Genomic DNA, 13,670 nt, shown 5'->3' with positions numbered 1-13,670 from the left:
TGCTCATTCAGGCGCGATACGAGGCAAAGCTGAATAACTGGCTAAGACTTTGGTTACCATGATTGGGGCGGCAATCATGCGAGCAGAGCCGGCGCTTATCGACGCACCGGCGTATAAACTATGTTCGCCGTGCCCAACGCCCGGACCGGCAGGAACAGACCCTGGCCGGTCACCTTGATCGGGCCGTTCTCGACGCTGGTGATATCGGCCGACAGGACGAAGCCGCCTTCGCGGCGCCCGGAGGTCGCCTTGCGGGCCGCGACCAGCACTTTCTCATAATCTTTCGCGAAGTCGTGCGTGAGCGCCGCGCGAATTCGCTCCTGCACGGTTGGATCGTCGAACAGCGAAAAAAGCAAATTGACCGCCTTGCTGTCGGTCCGGCCCGCGATCCGCAAATCGCGGACCCGCACGACCTGCGAATTGACCTCGTTATACGGCACCGCGGAAAGCCAGATCTCGCCGTGAGACGCGCCGATCAGGCCGTTCCGCGCCTTGACCTTGGTTTCGACGCCGACCGCCAGCCGGCCACCTTCGGTCGCGTAGATCGTAACCTTGCCGAACTCGGCGTCCACCGGGCCGATGCCGGTCAGCGTGATGCCCTTCGCCGCAAGTTTTCCGAGCGTGCGATGCACCACCGGTTCGAGCTGCGCGAAATCGGCCAGCACGGGGATGTAGAAGCGCAATCCCCTTGGGCCGGTTTCCCGCGCCGGCGGCGGCAACGGCGTCGGCTTCGGATCGGCCGGTCGATCGCCGACAAAGGTCTCGGTCAGCGCCTCGGCCGCCAATTGCATCACGATCCTGCCGCCACCGATGCGATAACCGCCGAAACCAAGCTTGAGTGGCGTGATCCGCATCCATGCCGGCGGACGCTCGCGATTGAGCTGAATCGAGGTGAAGCCCTGCCGCCAGACATCGCCGAGTTGCTCGCGCGCGCGCAGCTTTGCGAGTTCAAGCGGAAGATCGCGCTCGAGCCCGGCGATCACCCCCTTCAGCTTGTCGTCCGCCTTTCCTGCGAACCGGATACGTTGCCCGAGAAAGTCGATTCCCGGGGGATCGGTCCAATCATAAGCGATGCGGACCTTTGCGACCGGGGACCAGTTGCGGTCGATTGACAGCTTCGCGGTTGCGCGCACGATCGCGGCACCGGTCGCGGTCTCCTTCTTGATGATCCCGCCGACATTCTCGGCACTGATCGCCGCGGTGATCGGAAGGCTGATGGTCAATGTGTCGCCACTGCCGCCCAGATGCATCCTGCCGCGCGTGACCGTGCCGACGATGCGACAGCCGAGTGCCGGCGTGACCTTCAACTTCCTGCCGAAGACCTTCACGCGTTTTTCGGGAACGCAGCGCGGCTCCTGCTTGTCGATCTGCCACAATTGGGTTGGCACGCGTGCGTTCAGACGTTGCTCCAGCAGTGCCAGCGACGTGGAAACCGGCACGACCAGGGTGGACGATTGGGTCGGCAATTCGGCTGGCGTTTCGATTCTGGGCGGTGCCGGATTGCCGGTTTTGTCGCTGCATCCGGCCATCGCCCCAGCCAAAGCCAGCGCGAGCAACAGGATCGGACAGGAGGTGCGGTGCAAGATCATGATCTCCGACCTAACGCACCGCGTGGCAATTCGCCTCTGCCCGTCGAACGCGTCCAGCCGAGCCTGGGCAAGACATTCAACATGTCAGGCAACATGTCAGGCAACATGCCCGGCAACATGTTCCATTCAAGCGGGGTTGCGTCATGCCGCCGCCAATACCTCAAACCTCATGACGGCGCCCCGCGCTGATGATCCACCCCCGCATACTTCCTCTTCTCGCACCGTTCGGCAAGATAATTGGTCCGGCGGCCGATCAGCGCGAGGATAAGGTCGTGCCACGTCATTGTCATGCAATCTGGTATAGACATCTGCATCGAGCATTGGCATAGAAGTGCTAGTCCAAAATAAGCTGGTCTGGTAACAGGCCGTGTCAGGCGAGGAATCGGGTTTGCGCGCCTTTGCGATCACAGCGGCTGCGACAGTGCTGGCCGGCGCCGCGCCGCTGGCCGCGCGCGAGACGCTGGTCCATGATCAGGTGCAATATCGCGAGGCCGTGGCGCGCATGCAGGCGGGCGATACCATCGTCCTGGCCGATGGCGAGTGGCGGGACGCCGCCCTGACATTCTCTGGTGAAGGCAAGGCAGGACAGCCGATCACGCTGACCGCGCAGCATTCCGGGCGAGTCATCCTCACCGGACGATCCAGCCTGAAGCTTGCCGGCCGCTATCTTGTCGCCTCGAACCTGGTGTTCCGCGACGGCCACGCGCCGGGCGACGAGGTGATCGCGTTTCGCACGGATTCGAAACATTGGGCGGAACACAGCCGCATCACCGGGATCGTGATCGACCGGTTCAACAACCCCGATCGCCGGCGCGAGGATCATTGGGTCGCGATCTATGGCAGCGACAATCGCGTCGATCATTCGCATTTCGAAGGCAAGCAGAATGCCGGGGCGATGATGGTCGTGGTGCGGCAAAAGGGCATGCCGCTCGATAATCGCATCCGCATCGACCATGTCTATTTCGGCCCGCGCCCGCCGCTCGGCTCCAATGGCGGCGAAACGATCCGCATCGGCACCAGCACCGAATCCGCCAGCGATTCCCACACGATCGTCGAGGACAATCTGTTCGAGCAGTGCGATGGCGAGGTGGAGATCGTCTCGATCAAATCGGGCGGCAATGTGGTCCGCCGCAACCTCTTCCTGAAATCGCAAGGCTCGGTCGTGCTGCGCCATGGCAGCGGCAATATCGTCGAGGACAATGTCTTTCTCGGCCAGGGCGTGGCGCATAGCGGCGGGATCCGCGTGATCAATGAGCGCCAGACGATCCGCAACAATTACATGGAAGGGCTCGCCGGCATCGACTTCACCAGCGCGATCGCGGTGATGAACGGCGTGCCCAACTCACCGGTGAACCGCTATATGCCGGTGCGCCAGGCATTGATCGAGCATAACAGCCTGATCGATGTGGCGCGCGTGACGATCGGCGCGGGCGCGGATGCGGAGCGATCGCAGGCGCCGCGCGAAACGAGGATCGCGGACAATCTGATTACCGGGGCGGGCGGGCAGGACCCGCTTCGCATCGAGGCCGATATTGCCGGTGTTCAGTTCGCCGACAATGTGGTGGACGCCAAGGGCGTGGAGGTGGCCGGCCTGGCTCGGCGCACCGTGCAACTGGCGCGTGCGAAGAATGGACTGCTCTATCCAGTCGATCCCAAGCTGGCGGCGCTGGGCGTGCGGCGCGACCTGGTTCCGATCACGCGCGAGCAGATCGGCGTCGCCTGGTATGCCAAGCCCGCGTCGCGAGAGATAGCGTTCGGCGCGGGTCCTGTTGTTCGGGTGACGCCTGCGCAATCGCTATCCGCGCAGATCGGTACTGCCGCCCCGGGGAGCGTGTTCGAATTGGCGGCTGGAAGCTATGCGGTGACCGAGCCGCTGGCCCTTCGGTCGCCGCTGACCTTTCGTGCGGCAGAACGGGGCGGTGCGACCCTGCGCATGGCGGCGGCGACCCTGTTCCAGATCGAAGAAGGCGGCAGCCTCGCGCTCGATGGTGTGGTGATCGACGGCGCCGGGGCGCCCCGACAATCGGGCAATGCGGTGATCCGCAGCAGCGCTCGGCCGATGCTGGGTAATTACCGTTTGGCCATCACCGGCACCCGCTTCGAGCATCTCGACAGTGCGCCGGGTTTCGATGTGCTGGCAACGACGCCCGCAACCCTTGCCGGCGATATCTCGATCCGCGACAGCGCTTTCACCGGTGTCTCGGGTGCAGTGCTGGCGCTGGCGGCGGAGAGCGGCAAGCAAGGCTGGTATGGCGCCGAACAGGTCTCGATTGTCGGATCACAGTTCGACAAGGTCAGCACGGTCACCGATGTGCTGCGCAGCGGCAGCGATGAAAGCACCTTCGGCCCGCGCTTCACCTTGTCCGGGTCGACCATCACCGGTAGTGGCGCGATCAAGCTGTCGGGCGTCCAGGAAACCGCCATCACCGGCAATCGTTTCCAGGGCAGTGGCGGCATCCAGATCATACACAGCGTCGGATCGCCGCATACCCTGATCCGCGGCAACACGCTCGGCCGCACGCCGCCGCCGACCGTGATCGAACTGGCCTATAAAGGCCGGCCCCGGGCCGTAATCGCCGATAACGAGAAGGGCCTGTAATGCGTATTTCCCTCTGGGCGCTGGGTTTCGCCCTGGCGACGCTGACGCCGGGCATCGCCAGCGCGCAAGCCGCGCCGGTGCTGTTCGACGCCGCCGGCCTGAAGACCATGGCGGCCGACGCCAAACGCTATCCGTTGTTCGCGGCCGAGTTCGAGCGGACCAAAAAGGCGGTCGACAAGGCGATGCGCGCCGGGATCGTCGTGCCGGTGCCGAAGGATCCGGGCGGCGGGTTCACGCATGAACAGCATAAGCGCAACTATATGGCGCTGTACGGTGCGGGGCTGCTGTACCGCATCACCGGCGACAAGGCCTATGCCGATTTCGCGCGGACCATGCTGCTCGACTACGCCAAGCTGTACCCGACATTGGGGCCGCACCCCGCCAAGGCGAACGAGGCGGCGGGACGGCTGTTCTGGCAGAGCCTGAACGACAGCGTCTGGCTGGTCTATGGCATCCAGGGTTACGACGCGATCCGCGATACGCTGAGCCCGGCCGATCGCGAGACGATCGATACCAATGTGTTCCGCAAGATGGCCGAGTTCCTGTCGGTCGGGAATGCCAAGACGTTTAACCTGATCCATAACCATGCCACCTGGGCGGCGGCGGGCGTGGGCATGACCGGCTATGTGCTGCACGATCCCGAACTGGTCGCACGTGCGCTGAAGGGCACCGACAAGAGCGGCAAGGCCGGTTTCCTGGCGCAGGTCGATCAGCTTTTCTCGCCCGACGGCTATTACACCGAAGGGCCTTATTATCAGCGTTATGCGCTGCAGCCGTTCGTGGTGTTCGCCGATGCGATCCAGGCCAATCAGCCCGACCTGAAGATCTGGGAACGGCATGGCGGCGTGCTGCCCAAGGCGATCCGCAGCACGATCCAGTTGACCTATGACGGTTATTTTTTCCCGCTCAACGACGCGATGCCGGACAAGAGCCTGAAGACCGACGAACTCTATCAGGCGGTGGCGATCGGCTATGCCGCGACCCGCGACCCGAGCTTCCTGTCGATCGCGAAATGGCAGGGGCGCTCGATCCTCACGCCGGCCGGACTCGCCGTCGCGCGCGATCTCGCCGCCGGCAAGGCGCAGCCTTTCGCCTATGCCTCGCAACTGTTTCGCGACGGACCGAACGGCGACCAGGGCGCTCTCGCCGTGTTACGCTCGAGCGCCGAGGACGATGCCGAAGTACTGGTCGCGAAGAACAGCGCGATGGGCATGGGGCATGGCCATTTCGATAAATTGAGCTGGATCCTCTACGACGGCGGCAATGCGATCGTGACCGATTACGGCTCGGCCCGCTTCCTCAACATCGAGAGCAAGGACGGCGGCCGCTACCTCAAGGAAAATGAGAGCTGGGCGAAGCAGACGGTCGCGCACAACACGCTGGTAGTGAACGAGACGTCGAACTTCGGCGGCAAGTGGAAGGTCGGCGAAGATCTGGCGCCGAAGCAACTCTTCTTCTCCGGCGGCGACGTGCTCAAGGCAAGCACCGCCGAAATGGCCGGCGCCTGGCCCGGTGTCACCTTCCGCCGCACGCTGGTGCAATTGCCATTGGGGAAGGGCAGCCCGGTCGTGCTCGACCTGCTGCGCGTCACCGGTGGCGCGCCGGCGACTTATGATCTGCCGCTGCATTATGCCGGGCACATCACCGATGTCGGTTTCCCGCTCCAGTCGAACGCCGCGACGCGGCCGGTGCTGGGCACGGCCAATGGCTATCAGCATATCTGGGTCGATGCGACCGGCACGCCGACCGCCGATACGGCGACGCTGACCTGGATCAATGGCGGCCGTTTCTACACCTATCGCATGCTGCCACCGGCCGGCAGTAAGGTGATCCTGGGTGAGAGCGGCGCCAATGATCCGCGCTTCAACCTGCGCCGCGAGCCGGTGCTGATCCAGCGCGTGACTGGGGCGAAGGACGCGGTGTTCGTCTCGCTGCTCGAACCGCACGGGTCTTATGATGCCGCGGCGGAAACCACGGTCGCCAGCGCCAGCCAGATCAAGGCGCTGCGCCATGTCCGCACCGCGGATGGCGATTTGATCATGATTGAGCCGGTAAAGGGTGCGACAGTGATCGTCGCGGTCGCCGATGATGTCACCGCCGGCAAGCAACACACCGCGCAAGTCGATGGCCGGGCGATCCGCTGGACCGGGCATATCGCACGCATCGACGCGGCGGGCGTGAAGTGATGGCTGGCAAAGGCACCGGTAAGCTTGGCGGTCTACGCTGGTTCATCATCGGCCTGATCGGGCTGGCGACGGTGATCAACTATATCGACCGCAATGCGCTAGCGGTGATGTGGCCGGCGGTGTCGAAGGATATCGGCGCGGACAAGGCCGATTATGCGCTGCTCGTGACCGCGTTCATGGTCGCCTATGCGGTCGGCCAGTCGCTGTTCGGGCGCGTGCTCGACGTGATCGGCACACGTATGGGGTTCGTCGCCTCGATCTTCTTCTGGTCGCTGTCGATCGCCGCGCATTCGCTGGTCCGCTCGCTCGGCCTGCTCGGTTTCCTGCGCGTGACGCTGGGCCTGAGCGAAGCGGGCAACTGGCCGGGCGCGGTCAAGGCCAATGCCGCCTGGTTCCCGCCGGCCGAACGCGCGCTGGCGCAGGGTATCTTCAATTCGGGCGCGGCGATCGGCGCGATCATCTCCGCGCCGCTGGTGGCGTTGCTGTACGAAGCGATCGGCTGGCGTGCGACTTTCCTGCTGATCGGTGTGCTCGGCATCCTGTGGCTGGTGCCGTGGCTGTTCCTCTATCGCGGTGAGCCCGGCGCGCATCCCTGGCTGAGCGAAGCGGAACGCGCGCATATCGCCGGCGAGGGTGGGGCCGGGCCGCTGCAACCGATCGCCGGTTATGCGCCGGGCATGGGGCAATTGCTGCGTCACCGCGAAACCTGGGCGATCCTGGTCAGCCGCTTCTTCCTCGATCCGGTGTGGTGGCTATTCGTCTCCTGGCTGCCGATCTATCTCGCCGAGACGTTCGGCTTCGACGTCAAGCAGATCGGGCTGTTCGCCTGGGTGCCGTTCGTCGGCGCGATGCTGGGCAGCTTGCTCGGCGGCTGGGCATCGGGGATGCTGATCCGGCGCGGCTGGTCGGCGTTGCGTGCGCGCCAGGCGATCATCACGGTCGGTGGCGTGATCATGCTGCCCGCGCTGTTGCTGACCGCGATGGCGGCGACCCCGCTCTATGCCGTGCTGCTGATCGCGGTGGTGTTGTTCGGTTTCCAGATCGCGATCAACAATATCCAGACCTTGCCGGGCGACTATTTCGCCGGCGGCACAGTCGGCTCGCTGGCTGGCATCGGCGGCACGGCGGCGGTCGCGGGCACGCTGATCACCACCTGGCTCGTGCCGGTCATGACGGTCGACGGCTACGGCCCGATCTTCGCACTCTCGGCGGCGATTGTGCCGCTCGGGGTCCTCGCCATCTGGCTGCTCGGCGGACGCACCGCGCCCGTCGCGCCGCCTTCAACGCCCATCATCGAAGAGGCTGGAATATGAGATTCAAGAACAAGATCGCGATCGTCACCGGCGGCGGACGCGACATCGGCAAATCGATTTCGCTGCGGCTGGCAAGCGAAGGCGCCAGCGTCGTGATCAACTATCGCAGCGACGAGGCCGCCGCTCAAGCGACCGCCGACGCGATCATTGCGGCAGGCGGCACTGTCCTGCTGCAGCGCGCCGATGTGACCGATGCCGATCAGGTCGCGGCGTTGGTCGCGGCGACCACCGACAAGTTCGGCGCGCGCATCGATTATCTCGTCAACTGCGCGGGCGGCATGATCGCGCGCAAGACGCTGGCCGATATGGATGCGGACTTCTTCGACGAGGTCATGAATCTGAACCTCCGCTCCGCTTTCCTGGTGACCAAGGCGGTGCTGCCGCATCTCGGCAAGGGCAGCGCGATCGTCAATCTCGCGTCGCTCGCCGGCCGCGATGGCGGTGGACCCGGCGCGACGGTTTATGCTGCGGCAAAGGGCGCGATGATGACGATCACGCGCGGCTGGGCCAAGGAACTGGGGCCGCAGGGCATTCGCGTCAATGCACTGTGCCCGGGCCTGATCGGCACCAGTTTTCACGACATCTTCTCCAAGCCCGAGGGGCGCGCCGCAGTCGCCGGCAACACGCCGCTGCGGCGCGAGGGGCATCCGGACGAGGTCGCCGCTTCGGTCGCCTATCTCCTGTCCGAGGATGCGGCGTTCCTGACCGGGGTCAATCTCGACATCAATGGCGGCCTGTTCTTCTCCTGAGGAATTAAAATGATGCGACACATGCTTCTCGCGCTTGCGCTGGTGACCACGCCGGCGCTGGCGCAGGACGAACCGGCCCATCCGCGCGTCGCCGGCGAAGTGCCGAAGACGCGCACCGATGCACCCCCGATCACGGCGTACAAGCTGATCCTGGTCGGGGATTCGACCATGGCGGTGGGTAGCGGCTGGGCGTCGATGTTCTGCGCCGAGCATGTGAAATCCAATGTCGCTTGCCTCAACATGGGGCGCGGCGGGCGCTCGACGCGCAGCTATCGGCAGGAGGGATCCTGGGCGATCGTGCAGAACGAGATCAAGGCGGCGGGTTATGCCGCCACTTATGTGCTGATCCAGTTCGGGCATAATGACCAATCCTCCGCGCCCGAACGCTGGACCGCGATCGACAGCGAATTCCCGGCCAACCTGACGCGCTATGTCGCGGAGGTTCGGGCCGCCGGCGGCATTCCCGTGCTGCTGACGCCGCTGGTGCGGCGCGATTTCAAGGACGGCAAGATCCTCAACACGCTCGATGTCTGGTCCGATCAGGTGCGCAAGGTGGCGACGGCAACCGCGACGCCGCTGGTCGATCTCAATGCGGACAGCGCGCGGGTGGTGCAGCGGATCGGGCCGGTCGAGGCGATGAAGCTCGCCATGGCCGATCCGATTCCCGAGGAAGTCGCGGCGGCGAAGACCGGTACGACCCTGCGGCCACGTCCTGCCACTGAAGCGCGCGTGCCCGATGCGCCGACGACTGCCGACGGGCCGCGCGGGCAATATGCCCGCAAGTTCGATTACACCCATGTCGGCGACGCCGGCGCGCGGGTCTTTTCCCGGCTGGTCGCCAATGGACTGGCCAAGGCCGTGCCGCCGCTGCGCAGCCAATTGGTGCCTTAGGGTGAGCTGCATGAGGAAGAGATATCGGACACCAGGTTTGTCCCATATCTCGAGCGTGCCGCGCACGCCGTGCTGCGCAGGAATTCTATAAATATTGTATATTTATCAATTAGATAGATTGATCGAATACGGCATTCCAACAATCGCAGCACGAAATCGCTCTAGCGCCGGACATCGAGTCCGCCCGTGCCGAACTCTTCCAGATCGGAGCGCGTGAATAGCGCCATGTCGCCGATCACGCTGTGCTTCAGGCACGCCAGCGCCAGTCCGTCCTGTAGCGCCGCTGCTTCGCCGGCGCCGCGCATCAGGCCGTGCAGCACGCCCGCCGCAAAGGCGTCGCCGCCGCCGATCCGGTCGACCACGCCGGTCAGCGTGACCTCCTGCGTGGTCCAGCTTTCGGTGCGGCTGTCGATCCGGGCCGAGAGGCGATGGCGATCCACCGCCTCGACCTCGCGCGCGGTCGAGGCCATCCAGCGCAATCGCGGCAGCGCGGCGAATGCGGCTTCGGCGGCCTCGCGGCGCCGCGCCGGCCCGTCGCCGTGAAAGCACCGGCCGAGCAGCAGCGCCATGTCGCGATGCGTCGCGAAGAATAAATCGGCTTCGGTCGCCAGCTCGATCAATATGTCGCGCGGCTCGGCGCTCCACCGCGACCATAGGCGCGGGCGGTAATTGGCGTCGAACGAGACCGATACGCCCATGGCACGGGCGGTACGCATTGCGGCCAGGGTCGCGACAGCGAGGTCCGGCCCGAGTGCGGGCGTGATGCCCGATACGTGCAACCATGCCCGTCCCGCCAGCATGGTCGACCAGTCGATCGCCGACCAATCGTAGCGGGTAAAACTGCTGTCCTCGCGATCATAAAGAATCTGCGCCGGCCGCAACGACGCACCCGGCGTCAGGAAATAAAGACCCTGCCGGCCCGCCGCGGACCCGACGAAGCGCAGGTCCACGCCGGCGGCGCGCAACGCGCGGCACGTGGCCTCGCCCAGCTCGTTCGCCGCCGCCACGCTCGCCATTGCCGCGTCATGGTCGAGCGCGGCCAGCGCCGCGGCGACATTGGCCTCCGCGCCCCCGACATGAAGTGCCAGCGTATCGGCCTGCGCCAGCGGCGTCGCAGCGATCGGGTTCAGTCGCAACAGCAGTTCGCCGAAGCACAGGATGGAGCCGGTCCGCTGCACTGGTATCCCCTCGTTTTCATATTGGTCATACGATAATCGTTGAAAGAACTAAGTCACTGGTATAGTCATCCGCCTTGACAGATCGTCGTGACCGGATCAATCGGCGGACAAGAACAAACCTTGGGAGAGGCATGATGGGCGGATTTCGGCAGCGAGTAGCTTTGGCCTCGCGGTCGCGGGCACTGGGCGGCGGCGTCGCTATATGGTGCCTGACCATCGCATCCGTGGCAGCGGCCCAGACCGCCAGCCCGAACGCCGCACAACCCGCATCGGGGCAACCGGTTGCTCAGGACCCAACCTTGCCGGCTGAAGCCTCGGCTGCGGCCCAATCCAACGCCGGCGCTGTCGTCCAGCCGGAACCGGCACAGGAGCCCGAGCCGGACATCGTCGTCACTGGCATCCGCCAGACGATCGAAAGCTCGATCGCGGTGAAGCGTCAGGAGATGGCGATCGTCGATGCGCTCAACTCGACCGAGATCGGCGATTTGCCCGCTTTGTCGATCGGCGAAGCGATCCAGACCATCACCGGCGCGACCAGCCATCAGGAAAAGGGTGGCGCCACAGAGATTTCGCTGCGCGGCCTGGGCTCGTTCCTCAGCGCGACGACATTCAACGGCCGCGAAGCCTCGAACGGCAGCGGCGACCGTGCGGTCAATTTCAACCAGTTCCCGTCCGAACTGGTCAGCGGCATCAAAATCTACAAGTCGCAACAGGCCGATCTGATCGAAGGCGGCGTGGCGGGCACGATCGAGCTCGAGACGCTACGCCCGCTTGATTACAAGAAGCGTTCGCTCCAGGTCGAGGTGAAGGCCAATTACAATCCCTATCAGGACAAGATTCGCGGTGAGAGCGCATGGGGCTGGCGCGGCACCGCGAGCTATGTCGACCAGTTCGACCTGGGTGGCCTGGGCGAAGTCGGCATCGCGCTTGGCGTGCAGCGCAACCAGGTCAACAATCCGGAAGAGACCTATGCCGCCGGCAGCACCTATTATGCCTGCAACCCGCTGACCAATCCGACCGGCAATTGCAACGAGATTACCCGGCAGGCGGGAGCGGCGGGATCGCCCTTCTATCTCGCGCCGAGCTCGGTCACGTTCCGCCAGATCACCGAATCGGACAAGCGCGATGCGTTCATCGGATCGCTGCAATGGAAGCCCAATTCCAAAATCGATATCAACCTCGATTTCCAATATTCGAAGCGCGATTATACCGAGGATCGTCACGACCTGACGCTGGCGGAGACGCGCTACAGTTTACGCAACGTCCAGTATGACGACCAGCATCGCCTGATCTATGCGAACGGTATTTCGTCGGTCGATGCAATCGGCAATTACCTGACGCGTGACGAGGAATATCTCGGCGGTGGCGGATCGGTGAGCTGGAAGGCGACTGACCGGCTGACGATCAGCACCGACGTTTCCTATTCGCAGACCAAGCGCGACACGCTCCAGCGCAGCGTGCGGCTGCGCACCGATGCGTTCGACATCAACAATGTGCGTACGCCGGTCAACGATCAGCGCATTCCCTACACCTATGACGCGCGCGGCGGCTTCGCCACGCAGATCAGTTTCGATCCGCGCTTCAACCCCAATGACTGGTCGCTGTTCAGCGACGACGCGCGCCTGCGCCGCGACGACGAATACAAGCAGGACAAGATTTTCGCCGCACGGCTGGATGCCGGATATGAATTCGATGGCTTTCTGAAGCGGATCGATATCGGCGGCCGCTATTCGCATCGCCGCTACATCAACATCAACGATCTCGTGGAAGTCCTCCAGAATGATCGCTCGGTTGATCGGAACGTCAATCTCGCCTGCCGCACACCATTTCCGCAAACCGGCTATCTCCACGATGCGCCCAATCAGTCGATCACGTCCTGGGCGACATTCGACACATTGTGCCAGTTCCGCGGTTATCTCGGCACCGAGGATCCCGGAATCGGCGCCGATACTCGTGCGGTCGACAATGCCGACGTGACCGAGAAGGTCTGGTCCGGTTACGTCATGGGAACCTATGACAGCCAATTGGGCAACACGCCGGTCCGCGGCAATTTCGGCGTGCGCGTGGTGCAGACCGATGTCCGGTCGATCGGCCTGCGCGCGGGCCTGGATGTCGTCCCCGATGGCGACGGCATCAAGCTGGTCGAAAATGGCGACTTCGCGACGCAGACGCTGACCAATAGCTATTTCCGCGCTTTGCCCAGCGTGAACGCAAATTTCGAACTGTCGAACGATGTGGTCGCGCGCGTTGCCGCCTATCGCGCCATGTCGCGCCCCGCGCCGAGCGATCTCGCCGCCGGTCGTACAATCACGCTGGATGACGGCACTGGCTTCAGCGACATCGCAGACGCGATCGACAATATCATCGCCGATGGCTCGCCCTCGCTCAAGCCGATCATGTCGTGGAACGGCGACCTCGCGCTCGAATGGTATCCCAACAAGGATACGATCGTCGCCGGCACGCTCTATTACAAGAGCTTCGGCGGCGGGTTCATACCGGTGTCGATCAACGAGACGTTCAACATCGGTGGTCAGGATGTCACCGTGCCGGTCACTCAGCGCCAGAACAGCGACGAGAAGAGCCGCGTCTATGGCCTCGAACTCACGCTTACCAACCGCTTTTCCTGGCTGCCCGCACCGTTCGACGGGTTGGGCGCCAAGCTGAGCTACAATTACGCCAATTCGAACTTCAAGAATTATGACATCCGCCTCGGCAATGTGATCGATCCCGTCACCGGCGTGGTGACCCCGGGCATCATCCCGGCTGCCAATCTGTCGGGCTTTTCGAAGCACACCGGGTCGGCGCAGCTCTATTACCAGATGAAGAACCTGTCGCTGGAGGCGGTCTACACCTACCGGTCGAGCTATTATCAGGACTTTGTCGGCGGCAATACGCAGCTGCGTTTCGTGCGCCCGTCGAACCTGGTCAATCTGCGCGCGTCGTACAATGTGAACCGCAATCTCTCGCTGCGGGTCGAGGCGCTCAACGTGTTCAACGACGCCAAGGTCACCGACATGCCGGTCTATGGCAGCAGCCGGCAATATCATTATTACGGATCGAAATACTTCATCGGCGCCCGGGTGCGCTTCTAGGGTCCAGACCCTAATCGACCAGGGTCCGGACGGCTTGTGTCGTCCGGGCCAAGTGGTATGACAATCCAGGCGA

General features: G+C 63.9%; 8 protein-coding genes. 6 read left to right on the top strand and 2 right to left on the bottom strand.

All coding sequences use genetic code 11. The features are described from left to right. Positions 1 to 95: 95 nt before the first annotated feature. Positions 96 to 1,589: a DUF4403 family protein gene (locus tag G4G27_RS16450; RefSeq protein WP_183109653.1), complete on the bottom strand. Its 1,494-nt coding sequence runs from the start codon at positions 1,587 to 1,589 to the stop codon at positions 96 to 98. Positions 1,590 to 1,977: 388 nt separating this feature from the next. On the opposite strand from G4G27_RS16450, the gene G4G27_RS16445 reads away from it, so the two are divergent. From G4G27_RS16445 to G4G27_RS16425, 5 genes are read left to right on the top strand one after another with little or no spacing between them, the layout of a single operon-like run. Next, positions 1,978 to 4,188, top strand: a complete 2,211-nt coding sequence (locus G4G27_RS16445; protein WP_183109652.1) for a polysaccharide lyase 6 family protein — start codon at positions 1,978 to 1,980, stop codon at positions 4,186 to 4,188. Then, entirely contained in the window at positions 4,188 to 6,374 is a 2,187-nt protein-coding gene (locus tag G4G27_RS16440; protein ID WP_183109651.1) for an alginate lyase family protein, read from the top strand. The genes G4G27_RS16445 and G4G27_RS16440 overlap by 1 nt, the downstream gene beginning before the upstream one ends. Next, positions 6,374 to 7,687, top strand: a complete 1,314-nt coding sequence (locus tag G4G27_RS16435; protein ID WP_183109650.1) for an MFS transporter — start codon at positions 6,374 to 6,376, stop codon at positions 7,685 to 7,687. Before G4G27_RS16440 ends, G4G27_RS16435 begins: the two co-directional genes overlap by 1 nt. Further along, complete coding sequence (locus G4G27_RS16430) at positions 7,684 to 8,436, top strand: glucose 1-dehydrogenase (protein WP_183109649.1); 753 nt, start codon at positions 7,684 to 7,686, stop codon at positions 8,434 to 8,436. Before G4G27_RS16435 ends, G4G27_RS16430 begins: the two co-directional genes overlap by 4 nt. A 12-nt stretch (positions 8,437 to 8,448) precedes the next feature. Continuing rightward, positions 8,449 to 9,327: a rhamnogalacturonan acetylesterase gene (locus G4G27_RS16425; protein ID WP_183109648.1), complete on the top strand. Its 879-nt coding sequence runs from the start codon at positions 8,449 to 8,451 to the stop codon at positions 9,325 to 9,327. Between the two features lie 161 nt (positions 9,328 to 9,488). On the opposite strand, the gene G4G27_RS16420 is transcribed toward G4G27_RS16425, so the two are convergent. Next, positions 9,489 to 10,505: a sugar kinase gene (locus tag G4G27_RS16420; protein ID WP_183109647.1), complete on the bottom strand. Its 1,017-nt coding sequence runs from the start codon at positions 10,503 to 10,505 to the stop codon at positions 9,489 to 9,491. Between the two features lie 299 nt (positions 10,506 to 10,804). Between G4G27_RS16420 and G4G27_RS16415 the strand changes: the two genes are divergently transcribed. Next, a complete protein-coding gene (locus G4G27_RS16415) occupies positions 10,805 to 13,597 on the top strand; it encodes a TonB-dependent receptor (protein ID WP_244624371.1) in 2,793 nt (930 codons plus the stop codon). The last annotated feature ends 73 nt before the right edge of the window (positions 13,598 to 13,670 follow it).

Source organism: Sphingomonas sp. So64.6b (genome assembly GCF_014171475.1).
Classification (GTDB): Bacteria; Pseudomonadota; Alphaproteobacteria; order Sphingomonadales; family Sphingomonadaceae; genus Sphingomonas; species Sphingomonas alpina_A.
This window is presented reverse-complemented; position numbering and strand designations above follow the sequence as displayed.